Genomic DNA, 11,255 nt, shown 5'->3' with positions numbered 1-11,255 from the left:
CGCCGCTAGCGTCCGCGGGGTGCCCTGGGCGACGCGGGCCCGGTGGGGCTGCTCCAGCTCGGGGTGCCGGGGGGGCGCCGGCCGTCCGCGGCCGGCGCGACGCTGCAGGGCGGTCCGGATCAGGCGGTTGACGAGCTTCGGGTATTCCAGCCCGCTGGCCGCCCACATGCGCGGGAACATCGACGTCGGGGTGAAGCCCGGCATCGTGTTGATCTCGTTGAGGTAGACGTCCAGCTCCGGGGTGACGAAGAAGTCGACCCGGGCCAGGCCGGAGCAGTCCAGCGCGGTGAAGGCGCGGGCGGCGTACTCGCGCACCTGCCGGGTCACCGCGTCGGGCAGGTCCGCCGGGACGTCGTACTCGGTCACCTCGTCGGCGAAGATGTACTTGGCCTCGAAGTCGTACCAGTCGCGGTCGCCGATCATCCGCACCTCGGCGAGCACCGACGCCTCGGGCGCGCCGCCGGCCTCGCCCTCCAGCACGCCGCACTCGATCTCGCGGCCGACCACGGCGCCCTCGACGAGCACCTTGCTGTCGATCTCCCGCGCGGTGGCCAGGGCGGCGTCGAGCTGCGCCCAGTCGTCGACCTTGGTGATGCCGAACGAGGAGCCGGCCCGGGACGGCTTGACGAAGACGGGCAGCCCGAGGCGCTCCTTGTCCTCCTCGGCGAGCGACATGCCGGCGCGCAGCACCGCGTACGGGCCGACCGGGATGCCCTCGGCCGCGCAGAGCTTCTTGGTGAACTCCTTGTCCATGGCGGCGGCCGACGCGAACACGTTCGCCCCGACGTAGGGGATGTCCGCCATCTCCAGCATGCCCTGGATGGTGCCGTCCTCGCCGTACGCGCCGTGCAGCACCGGGAAGACCACGTCGACGTCGGCCAGCGCCACCGGGCCCTGGGCCGGGTCGAGCACCATCAGGCCGCCGGCGGCCGGGTCGGCGCGCAGCACCAGCTCCGCGCCGGAACCGGCGGTGATCTCGGGCAGCTTGCGGTCGGCGATGGCGAGTTGCGCCGGGTCGCCGCTGGCCAGGACCCACTGGCCCTGGCGGGTGATGCCGACCGGGACGACCTCGAACTCGTCGGGGTCGAGGGCGGCCAGCACGCTGCCGGCGCTGACGCAGGAGATGCCGTGTTCGGGGCTGCGGCCGCCGAAGACGATCGCCACACGGGTCTTGCCTGGGGTGGTCATGGTCACCTCATCGTTCGCGGCTGCGGCTGGCCGTGCTCGCCGGTGGCGCTCACCCGGTTGACCTTACTGTGCGTCGCCGGTGGGGGTGGCCGATACCCGGGGAGACGCGGCGCAGCGTGGCAACCGGTCAAGGTGACTTATACGGGGAGTAACGGCGCGGGCGGCCGGCGGCGGGACCTGCCACCGGCCGCCCGGCTCCCCGACCCCGGTCGCCGCGTACCTCGGGGTCGGGCCCGGTGTGGCTCTACAGGGCCGGGTGGCGGGGGCGGCGGCCGACCGCGATGACCTTGACCCGCTGGCGACCGGCGCGGACCATGCCCAGCGCCATGAAGGCGCCGGCGATCCGGTCGGCCGCCTCCCGGCTGCTCGCGCCGACGACCTGCCGGCGGCGCTCGGGGGTGGTGCGTTCGTCGCGCTCGGGCCCGTCGGCCGGCCGGACGTCGGTGAGGACCACGAGGAACCGAGTCATGTCCGGCCACCTCCGTCGCCGGAGCGGCAGGCCGTCACCGTCATCGTGCAACCTCCCCGTCTGGCGGACCGGTACGGGCACGCGACGATCGGGTCGTGGGGGAGTAAAACCCGATCGCCGCGCGCCCCATCCCCTCCGGTCACTCACCACCACCGTCGCCACGACAACCGGCGGTGAGGACGCTGTCACAGATTGACAGGTGGACAGGCGTGAATGCAACTCTCATCGACTTTCTCTCACGCCCATTTTCCCACCGGATGTGCGACCATCGATGCATGGCGCCGAAGACCGCCCGGGCCCGACGGCTCGGCATCCTGCTGCGGACCCACCGGGAGGCCGTCGGCCTCACCCTCGAGGCCGCGGCCGACGAGATCAACAGCACCCGCAGCACCCTGTCCCGCTACGAGAACGCGCAGACGCTCGTCAGCCCGGCGGCCGTACGCGCGCTGCTCACCACGTACCGGGTGGGACCCGACGAGATCGAAGCGGCGGTGCAACTGGCCAAGGACGCCCGCAAGCCCGGCTGGTGGGTGTCCTACTCCTACCTGCTGGACCGCCGCACCATCGACTTCATCGCGCTGGAGGCCGAGGCGACAGGCATCGCCAACTTCGAGCCGTCGGTGGTGCCCGGCCTGCTCCAGACCGCCGACTACATCCGCGGGGTGATGCGCGGCGGCCCGCACACGCTCAGCGACGAGCAGGTCGAGCAACGCGTCCAGCTCCGGCTCGACCGCCAGCAACGCATCTCCGGCGAGGACCCGCCGATCCTCGACGCCATCATCGACGAGGGCGCGCTGCTCCGCCCGGTCGGCGGGCACACGGTGATGGCCGACCAGCTCCACCACCTGCTGAAGATGACCGAGCTGCCGAACATCACCGTGCAGGTGATCCCGCTGGCCGCCGGCTACCACCGGGGCACCCGGGGATCGCTGCACATCCTGGAGTTCGCCGACCCCGAGGACCCGATCATCGCCTCGGTGGAGACCGTCGCCGGTCAGATGGTCCTCGACCGGCCGGGCGACCTGCGTACCTGCACCAAGATCATGGAGCACCTGCGGACCGTGGCGTTGAGCCCGGCGGCCAGTCGGGACCAGCTCCTCCGTCTGCTGAACGAGAGGTGACCGCATGAACGGCACGAACCGGCCCCACCCGACGCCCACCGGCTGGCGCAAGAGCAGCCACAGCGGCGACGAGGGCGCCTGCGTGGAGATGGCGCCGCTGCCGGCGTCGGTCGCGGTACGCGACTCCAAGGACCCGACCGGCCCGGTGCTGGTCTTCCCGCCGGCCGCCTGGGCCGCCTTCACCGCCGCTCCCCCGCGCGCCTGACAGCACGCGCCGCACCTGTTAAGCGGGGCCCCCTCCTATGCAGAAGGCGTTAAGAGGGGGCCCCTCCTTTCACCGCCTCCAGGGCGGCGATGGCGACGCCCCGGGCGCCCGCCATGTCGCGGTCGGGCACCAGGGCGAACGTCGCCACCGCGCGCTGCTCGTCGCGGAGCACGGTGTGCGCGGCGACCGTGGCGAGGAACCAGTCCCGGAACTCCGGCGCGGCCTCCACCACGCCGCCGCCGACGAAGTAGGCGTGCGGGTCGGTGAAGTTGGCCGCGATGGTGAACAGCCGGCCCAGCGCCCGGGCCTGCTGACCGAACACCTGGCGGGCCAGCGGGTCACCCCGCTCGCCGTGGTCGCGGAGCAGCTTCGCGGCCCGGGCCGGCTCCTCCGCGGCCAGCGGGTGCTCCGGGTGCCGGCCCAGCCAGTACGGCAGCAGGTTGCGCCGGATCGCGGTGAGCGAGGCGACGCTCTCCGCGTCCCCGGTGAAGCCGCAGGCGCAGACCGGCACCGGCTGGCCCGGCTCCAGCAGCCCGTCCAGCGGGATGTGCACGTGCCCGAACTCGCCGGCCATGCCGGCCGCGCCGCCGACCACCCGGCCGCTCTCCACCACGCCCCCGCCCAGGCCGGTGCCGACGATCGCGGACACCGACGAACGGGCCGTCGCGTCCGCGCCGAAGTGCACGTGGTGGGCGTAGAGGGCGGCGGCGTTGCCGTCGTTGGCGTAGACCACGGGCAGGCCGAGCCGTCGCTCCAGCGCGCTCCGCACGTCGAAGCCGCGCCACGCCGGCTGGGCGAAGTTTGTCGAGCCGCGCGAGGAGATCACCCCGGTGGCGCTGGCCGGGCCCGGCGTGTCCAACCCGACCGCGCGCACCAGCTCGCGGGGCACCCCGGTGTGCGCCAGCACGCCGTCCAGGGCGCGCGCGAGCGCCTCGATCGCCGCCTCCGGCCCGGCGCCGACCTCGCTGGGGATCTCCAGCAGCCCGTCCACCAGGAAACGGCCGTCGACGGTCAGCACGGTGGCGTTGTTGCTCGTCCCGCCGTTGTCCAGCCCCACCACCACCGGCACCCCTGCGCTGCCCACCGCGCCACCGCCTCCCCGTCGAGCCTGACCTGAGGTTAGTTCTCGGCGGTCGCCCCCGCCACGGCGACGTCAGCCGGGCCGGCGGGCGGTCACGGCGGTGGCCTCCCACACCTCGTCGCGCACCACGCTCGGGTCGAGCCCGGCGGCGGTGAACGCCGCGCACAGCGCCGGGGCCTGCTCGGCGCTCACCTCGACCGCGAGGTGCCCGCCCGGGGCCAGCCACTCGGCCGCGCCGGCGGCGACCCGACGCAGCACCGCCAGCCCGTCCGCACCGCCGTCCAGGGCCAACGGGGCCTCGTGCAACCGCGCCTCGGGCGGCAGCGTCGCCACCGCGTCACTCGGCACGTAGGGGGCGTTCGCCACCACCAGGTCCAGCCGGCCCCGCCAGCGGGCCGGCACCGGGTCGAACAGGTCGCCCTGGTAGACCGGCACGCCCAGCGGGTCGAGGTTGCGCCGGGCGCAGGCCACCGCCACCGGGTCGACGTCGGCGGCGGCCAACCAGCGCGGCGCCGTCCGCTCGTGCAGCACCAGCGCGGCGGCGCCGGAACCGCAGCACAGGTCGAGCACCGCCGGGGCCGGCCCGGCGACCGCCACGGCGGCGTCGACCAGCAGCGCGGTCCGGGCGCGGGGCACGAAGACGCCCGGGTGGACGAAGACCCGCCGACCACAGAACTCGGCCCAGCCGAGCAGGTGCTCCAGCGGGAGGCCGGCGACGCGCCGGTCGGCCAGCCGGGTCAGCGTCTCCGCCGTGTCGGCGGCGGCGATCAGCAGGTCCGCCTCGTCCTCGGCGAAGACGCAGCCGGCGGCGCGCAGCCGGTGGACGAGGGCGGAACGGTCGGGAGTGAACACGGTGGGTGCCATGGCAAGCCTTTCGGGGAACGCTCGTCGGCGCCCCCGGCGTCGCCTCAGCCCCGGGGCGACACGGACTCGGAGGGAGCGCCGGTCCTCTGCTGGTGGATCGGACTCACCTCCTCGGGTCGGGGCCGCACGGGCCGTGGCTGCCCGTCACGATAGCCCAGCGCCCGGCCGGCCGTCAGCCGGCCGACGCGTCGAGCGCCGCGGCCACGTCGGCGAGCAGGTCGGTCGCGTCCTCGATGCCGCAGGAGAGCCGGACGAAGCCGGGGGCGGTGTCGTCGCCCCACTGGGCCCGCCGGTCGGCCGTGGTGTGCAGGCCGCCGAACGACGTCGCGGCGGCGACCAGGCGGGACGCGTCGAGGAACCGGGCCACCCGGTCGGCGTCGCCCAGGTCGAAGGAGAGCACGCCGGGGATCCGGCGCATCTGCGCCGACGACACCCGGTACGCCGGATCCGCCGGCCGCCCCGGCCAGCGCAGGCCCGCGACGTCCGGCCGGCCGGCGAGCAGCTCGGCCAGCGCCTCGGCGTTGGCGCTCTGCCGGGCCAGCCGCAGGTCGACGGTGGCCAGCGAGCGGTGGGCCAGCCAGCAGTCGAACGCGCCGGGCACCCCGCCGGTGGTGGTCCGCCAGCCGGTCGCCGCGTCGCGCAACGCCTCGTCCCGCGTCGCCAGGTAGCCGAGCAGCAGGTCCGAGTGGCCGGTGAGCGCCTTCGTGCCGGAGGCGACCACCACGTCCGCGCCGAGGTCCAGCGGGCGCTGCCCGAGCGGCGTCGCGGTGGTGTTGTCCACCGCCAGCAGCGCGCCGGCGGCGTGCGCCGCCTCGGCCAGCGCCGGCACGTCGGCGACGTCGAGGCCGGGGTTCGCCGGCGTCTCCAGCAGCACCAGCCGCACGCCCGCGAAGGACGGGTACGGCCCGGCGGTCGGCACGAAGCCGACGCGGACCCCGATCCGCTCCAGCGTGTCGGTGGCGAAGGCGCGCACCGGGAAGTAGCCGTCGGCGGGCAGCAGCACGGTGTCGCCGGGGCGCAGGACGGTCAGCAGCAGGCCGGTGATGGCCGCCTGCCCGCTCGCGAAGACCCGGCAGTCGCCGCCCTCCAGCTCGCCGATCGCCGCCTCCAGGAGCCGGCGGGTGGGGTTGTCCGGCCGCCCGTAGCCGTCCGGCGCCGCCGCCGGTCCGCGCCACGGGTCGAGGTGGTAGGGCGCGGCGAACACCGGGCCGGGCAGGAACGGCTGCCCCGGTACGGCGTCCGGCAGCCCGGCGCGCACGCTGCGGGTGCCGTCCCCCCAGTCACCGCTCACTCGTACGACTCCGGCTTGGCGGTGCGGCTCATCAGCGCGTCCACGGCCAGCCGGGGGTCCATCCCCTCGTGGCAGATCCGCTCGATCTGCTCGGTGATCGGCATCTCCACCCCGTGCGCCCGGGCCAGGTCCCGGATGGCCAGGCAGCTCTTGACGCCCTCGGCGGTCTGCCGGGTGGCCGCCTGCGCCTGCTCCAGCGTCTCCCCCCGGCCCAGGTGCTCGCCGAAGGTGCGGTTGCGGGCCAGCGGCGAGGAGCAGGAGGCGACCAGGTCGCCCATGCCGGCCAGCCCGGCGAAGGTGATCGGGTCGGCGCCGAGCGCCACGCCGAGGCGGGCGGTCTCGGCCAGGCCCCGGGTCATCAGCATGGCCCGGGTGTTGTCGCCGAAGCCCATCGCGGTGGCGATGCCGTACGACAGCGCGATCACGTTCTTGACCGCCCCGCCCAGCTCGCAGCCGATAACGTCGTCGTTGGTGTACGGGCGGAAGTAGGGCGTCCGGATCGACGCCTGCACCAGCGCCGTACGCCGGTTGTCGGTGCCGGCGACCACGGTGGCGGCCGGCTGCTCGGCGGCGATCTCCGGGGCCAGGTTGGGCCCGGAGACGACGACCACCCGGTCGGCCGGCACCCCGGCGGTCTCCATGATCACCTGGCTCATCCGCTTGGTGGTGCCCAGCTCGATGCCCTTCATCAGGGACACCAGCGTGGCGTCGGGGGCCAGGTGCGGGGTCCACTCGGCGAGGTTGCCGCGCAGCGTCTGCGACGGCACCGAGAGCACCACCACCTCGGCGCCCTCGATCGCCTCGGCGGCGTCGCCGGTGGCGGTGACCCGCTCCGGCAGGCGCACGTCCGGCAGGTACTCCGGGTTGCGCCGGCCGTCGCGGATCGCCTCGGCGACCGCGCGCCGGCGGGCCAGCACCGTCACGTCCCGGCCGGCGTCGGCGAGGATCTTGGCGAACGCGGTGCCCCACGAGCCCGCGCCCAGCACCGCCACGTGCCCGCTCATTCGGTGACCTCCGACGAGCCGGTGCGGGCCGGCCGCTGCCAGAGCGGCGGTGGCGTGCCGCCGCGGATCTCCGCGACCAGGTCCCGGATGCGCAGCATGATGGTGTCCGTCATCTCCTCCAGGATCGCCCGGGTCGGCGTGGCGCCGGCCCAACGGCCCAGGTCGACAGGCGGCCCGGCGACCACCGTCACCGGGGTACGCGGGCGCAGCCCGATCCGGGCGGTCCGCGGGTCGAACATCCGCTCCGGGCCGATCATGGCGACCGGGACCACCGGCGCCCCGGTGGCCAGCGCCAGCCGGGCCGCGCCGGTCTTGCCCCTCATCGGCCACAGCTCCGGCTCGCGGGTGGTGGTGCCCTCCGGGTAGATCACCACCGCGCCGCCCTCGTCCAGCGCGGCGATCAGCTTGTCCAGCGACTTGACCGCCTCGACGCTGCCCCGCTCGACCGGGATCTGCTTGCACCGGTGCAGGATCCAGCCGATCACCGGCACCCGGAACACGCTGGCCTTGCCGAGGAACTGCGGCCAGCGCCCGGCGTCGTAGATGAAGTGCGCGGAGACCAGCGGGTCCGCGTGCGAGATGTGGTTCGGCACGATGATGATCCCGCCGTCGCGCCGCAAGTGCTCCATGCCCCGCCAGGTGCGCCGGGTCCAGACGGTCAACACCGGCTTCACCAGCACCACGGCGAACCGTTGCCAGAATCCCAGCCTCCGCGGTGCCACAGTGCCCTCCTCGTTCCGCCCCACGCGCCCCGGGGAAGAATCATGCCTGCTCGCCCCCGGTCCGGCCAGTGAGGGTACCGCCGCGGTCGCTGGCAGGATGGTCGGCGTGCCTGAGCCCAGCTGGACCGTGGTGATGCCGGTGAAGCGCCTCGGGGTGGCGAAGAGCCGCCTGCGGGGCGCGCTCACCGGCGTACCCCACGAGGAGCTGGCGCTGGCCCTGGCGGCCGACACGGTCCGCGCGGCGCTGGCCTGCCCGGCGGTGGGCCGGCTGCTGGTGGTCACCGACGACCCCCGGGTGACCGCGACCGTGACCGCGGCGGGCGCCGCGGTGGCCGCCGACCCGGGCGCCGGGCTGAACGCGGCCTTCCGGCACGGCGCGGCGGGGGCCGGGCCGCGCGCCGCGGTGGCCGGCGTCACCGCGGACCTGCCCGCGCTGCGCCCGGGCGAGCTGGCCGCGGCGCTGCGCGCGGCCGAGGGGGTACGCGGGTTCGTCGCCGACGCCCCCGGCACCGGCACGGTGCTGCTCGCCGCGCCGGCCGGGGTGCCGCTGGCGCCCCGCTTCGGGCCCGGCTCGGCCGGCGCGCACGCGGCCGGCGGCGCGCTGCCGCTGACCGGCGACTGGCCCAGCCTGCGCCGGGACGTGGACACCGAGGACGACCTGGTCGCCGCCGCCCGGCTGGGGGTGGGCCCGCGCACCGGCACGCTGCTGGCCGCGGCCGGCGTCCCGCTCCGGTACGGTGCTGGCATGCAGGGCACGGTGGCGACCTACGACGCGTCGACCCGCAGCGGGGTGCTGCTGCTCGACGACGGCACCGAGCTGGCGTTCCCGGCCCGCGCGTTCGACGCCTCCGGGTTGCGGCTGCTGCGGCTCGGGCAGCGGGTGCGCGTCGAGCGGGACGCGTCCGGCGAGGTCATCCGGGTGACCTTGCCGACGATGGCCTGAACAACCTGGCCGGAGTTCATTTTCCGTTCACCCTCGTCAGGGAATCATGGGGTGGTGAGCACCCCTCGCGAGCACGCCGACGGTCCACCGCCCCTCACCGACCCGGGCACCCCCCGCAACGGCCGCCCGACCCGTGGCCCGGACGGGCGGTTCCGGCAGACCCGGCCGCCCGAGGAGCGCCTCGGCGCCGACCCGGACGCGGCCGGCGCCAGCGGGCTGGACGAAGCGCTCGACCCGGTCGAGGGGCCCGGCCCGGTCGCCGTGACCGACCCGGACGACGAGCCGCCGGCCGCCGAGCCGCTGCCGGAGGACCGGTTCCTCAACCGGGAGCTGTCCTGGCTCGACTTCAACGCGCGGGTGCTGGCGCTCGCCGAGGACCCCCGCACGCCCCTGCTGGAGCGGGCGAAGTTCCTGGCCATCTTCGCCGGCAACCTGGACGAGTTCTACATGGTCCGGGTGGCCGGGTTGAAGCGCCGGCTCTCCGCCGGCCTGCCGGTGCGCGGCGGTGACCGGCTGCCGCTGCGCGCCCAGCTCGAACTGATCACCGAGAAGGCCGCCGACCTGGTCGCCCGGCACGCCGCCTGCTTCGTCGACGACGTGCTCCCCCGGCTCGCCGAGGAGGACGTCCGCATCCTGCGCTGGAGCGAGCTGGACGACGCCGAGCGGGAGCGGCTGCGCACCTGGTTCCGGGAGCACATCTTCCCGGTGCTCACCCCGCTCGCGGTCGACCCGGCGCACCCGTTCCCCTACATCTCCGGCCGGTCGTTGAACCTGGCCGTCGCGGTGCGCGACCCGGACGGCGGCTCCGAGCTGTTCGCCCGGGTCAAGGTGCCGAACAACGTCCCCCGGTTCGTGCGGGTCGCCCGGGACCGCCCCGGCGTCCGGTTCCTGCCGGTGGAGGACCTCATCTCGGTGCACCTCGGCCAGCTCTTCTCCGGCATGCAGGTGGTCGAGTGCCACCTGTTCCGGGTCACCCGCAACGCCGAGGTGGAGGTCGACGAGGATCGCGACGAGGACCTGCTCCAGGCGCTGGAACGCGAGCTGGCCCGGCGCCGGTTCGGTCCGCCGGTGCGGCTGGAGGTGGCCGCCTCCATCTCCGACCACATGCTGGAGCTGCTCGTCCGCGAGCTGGACATGGACGACCACGACGTGCTGCGGGTCCGCGGCCTGGTCGACCTCTCCGCGCTCTGGCAGGTCTACGGCGAGGCCGACCGGCCCGACCTTAAGGACCGCCCGTTCGTGCCGGCCACCCACCCGCGCCTGGCCGAGGGCGAGGTGCCGCGCAGCGTGTTCGCCACCCTGCGCGACGGCGACGTGCTGGTGCACCACCCCTACCACTCGTTCGCGACGAGCGTGCAGCGCTTCGTCGAGCAGGCCGCCGCCGACCCGAACGTGCTCGCCATCAAGCAGACGCTCTACCGCACCAGCGGCGACTCCCCGATCGTCGACGCGCTCGTCGACGCGGCCGCCGCCGGCAAGCAGGTGGTGGTGCTGGTGGAGCTGAAGGCGCGCTTCGACGAGGTGGCCAACATCGGGTGGGCGCGCACCCTGGAACGGGCCGGCTGCCACGTGGTCTACGGCCTGGTGGGTCTCAAGACGCACTGCAAGACCGCGCTCGTGGTGCGGCAGGAGGGCAACCAGATCCGGCGCTACTGCCACATCGGCACCGGCAACTACCACCCGAAGACCGCCCGGCTCTACGAGGACTTCGGCATGCTCACCGCCGACCCGGAGATCGGGGCCGACCTGACCGACCTGTTCAACGTGCTCACCGGCTACAGCCGGCAGACCGCCTTCCGCCGGCTGCTGGTCGCGCCGCAGGGCATCCGCAGCGGCCTGATCGAGCGGATCGACCGGGAGATCGAGCACGTCCGGCTGGGCATGCCGGGGCTGGTGCAGTTCAAGGTGAACGCGCTCGTGGACGAGGAGATCACCGACGCGCTCTACCGGGCCTCCCGGGCCGGGGTGCACGTCGACCTGCTGATCCGGGGCATGTGCATGCTGCGCCCCGGCGTGCCGGGGCTGTCGGAGAACATCCGGGTCCGGTCCATCCTCGGCCGGTTCCTGGAACACTCCCGGATCTTCCGGTTCGGCAACAACGGCGACGCCGAGTTCTGGATGGGTTCGGCCGACCTGATGCACCGCAACCTGGACCGTCGGGTGGAGGCGCTGGTGCAGGTGAGCGACCCGGTGGCCCGGGCCGAGCTGGACCACGTCCTCACCGCCGCGTTCGACCCGGACGTCGACGCGTTCGAGCTGGCCACCGACGGCACCTGGCACCGGCGTACCGGCGACGGCGACGCGCCGCTGACCCACCTGCAGGACCTGCTGCTGCGCCGGGTCGGCGGGCGGGCGGACTGAGCGGGC

At 74.8% G+C, this 11,255-nt stretch carries 11 protein-coding genes and 1 pseudogene; 5 read left to right on the top strand and 7 right to left on the bottom strand.

Features of this window, described 5'->3' with window-relative positions:
• Both ACIA5A_RS05550 and ACIA5A_RS05545 read right to left on the bottom strand, forming a co-directional pair.
• The coding region (locus ACIA5A_RS05550; protein ID WP_396756739.1) for a D-alanine--D-alanine ligase family protein at positions 1 to 1,188 on the bottom strand (1,188 nt) is incomplete at its 3' end.
• Between the two features lie 244 nt (positions 1,189 to 1,432).
• The gene (locus tag ACIA5A_RS05545; protein ID WP_396756737.1) at positions 1,433 to 1,657 is read right to left on the bottom strand and encodes a hypothetical protein; all 225 of its coding nucleotides are present in this window, start codon (positions 1,655 to 1,657) and stop codon (positions 1,433 to 1,435) included.
• 275 nt (positions 1,658 to 1,932) lie between these two features.
• Here ACIA5A_RS05545 and ACIA5A_RS05540 point away from each other — a divergent pair, with 275 nt between their 5' ends.
• Together ACIA5A_RS05540 and ACIA5A_RS05535 are read left to right on the top strand one after the other, a co-directional pair.
• A complete protein-coding gene (locus tag ACIA5A_RS05540; RefSeq protein ID WP_396756735.1) occupies positions 1,933 to 2,778 on the top strand; it encodes a helix-turn-helix domain-containing protein in 846 nt (281 codons plus the stop codon).
• A 4-nt stretch (positions 2,779 to 2,782) separates the two neighbouring features.
• Positions 2,783 to 2,983, top strand: coding sequence for a DUF397 domain-containing protein (locus ACIA5A_RS05535; protein WP_396756733.1), 201 nt, complete (start codon positions 2,783 to 2,785; stop codon positions 2,981 to 2,983).
• A 49-nt stretch (positions 2,984 to 3,032) separates the two neighbouring features.
• On the opposite strand, the gene ACIA5A_RS05530 is transcribed toward ACIA5A_RS05535, so the two are convergent.
• From ACIA5A_RS05530 to ACIA5A_RS05510, 5 genes are all read right to left on the bottom strand, one after another.
• Complete coding sequence (locus ACIA5A_RS05530; RefSeq protein WP_396756732.1) at positions 3,033 to 4,067, bottom strand: ROK family protein; 1,035 nt, start codon at positions 4,065 to 4,067, stop codon at positions 3,033 to 3,035.
• Between the two features lie 69 nt (positions 4,068 to 4,136).
• Positions 4,137 to 4,928 (bottom strand): putative protein N(5)-glutamine methyltransferase, encoded by a 792-nt coding sequence (locus ACIA5A_RS05525; RefSeq protein ID WP_396756730.1) that lies wholly within the window; start codon positions 4,926 to 4,928, stop codon positions 4,137 to 4,139.
• Positions 4,929 to 5,100: 172 nt separating this feature from the next.
• Positions 5,101 to 6,219 (bottom strand): cystathionine gamma-lyase, encoded by a 1,119-nt coding sequence (locus ACIA5A_RS05520; RefSeq protein WP_396756728.1) that lies wholly within the window; start codon positions 6,217 to 6,219, stop codon positions 5,101 to 5,103.
• On the bottom strand, positions 6,216 to 7,223 hold the full coding sequence (locus tag ACIA5A_RS05515; protein WP_396756726.1) for an NAD(P)H-dependent glycerol-3-phosphate dehydrogenase: 1,008 nt from the start codon (positions 7,221 to 7,223) through the stop codon (positions 6,216 to 6,218). Before ACIA5A_RS05515 ends, ACIA5A_RS05520 begins: the two co-directional genes overlap by 4 nt.
• Positions 7,220 to 7,945: a lysophospholipid acyltransferase family protein gene (locus ACIA5A_RS05510; RefSeq protein WP_396756724.1), complete on the bottom strand. Its 726-nt coding sequence runs from the start codon at positions 7,943 to 7,945 to the stop codon at positions 7,220 to 7,222. The genes ACIA5A_RS05515 and ACIA5A_RS05510 overlap by 4 nt, the downstream gene beginning before the upstream one ends.
• Before the next feature lie 97 nt (positions 7,946 to 8,042).
• Between ACIA5A_RS05510 and cofC the strand changes: the two are divergent.
• The 3 genes and pseudogenes from cofC to ACIA5A_RS05495 all read left to right on the top strand — a co-directional run.
• A pseudogene (gene cofC, locus ACIA5A_RS05505) lies at positions 8,043 to 8,663 on the top strand (2-phospho-L-lactate guanylyltransferase); the annotation flags it as partial.
• A gap of 27 nt (positions 8,664 to 8,690) precedes the next feature.
• Positions 8,691 to 8,888 (top strand): cold-shock protein, encoded by a 198-nt coding sequence (locus ACIA5A_RS05500; RefSeq protein ID WP_396757076.1) that lies wholly within the window; start codon positions 8,691 to 8,693, stop codon positions 8,886 to 8,888.
• A 54-nt stretch (positions 8,889 to 8,942) separates the two neighbouring features.
• A complete protein-coding gene (locus ACIA5A_RS05495; RefSeq protein WP_396756722.1) occupies positions 8,943 to 11,249 on the top strand; it encodes an RNA degradosome polyphosphate kinase in 2,307 nt (768 codons plus the stop codon).
• The last annotated feature ends 6 nt before the right edge of the window (positions 11,250 to 11,255 follow it).

Source organism: Micromonospora sp. NPDC051300 (assembly GCF_044455315.1).
GTDB classification, from domain to species: Bacteria; Actinomycetota; Actinomycetes; order Mycobacteriales; family Micromonosporaceae; genus Micromonospora; species Micromonospora robiginosa.
Note: the sequence above shows the minus strand (reverse complement) of the source record. Positions and strands in the feature narration are given on the sequence as shown.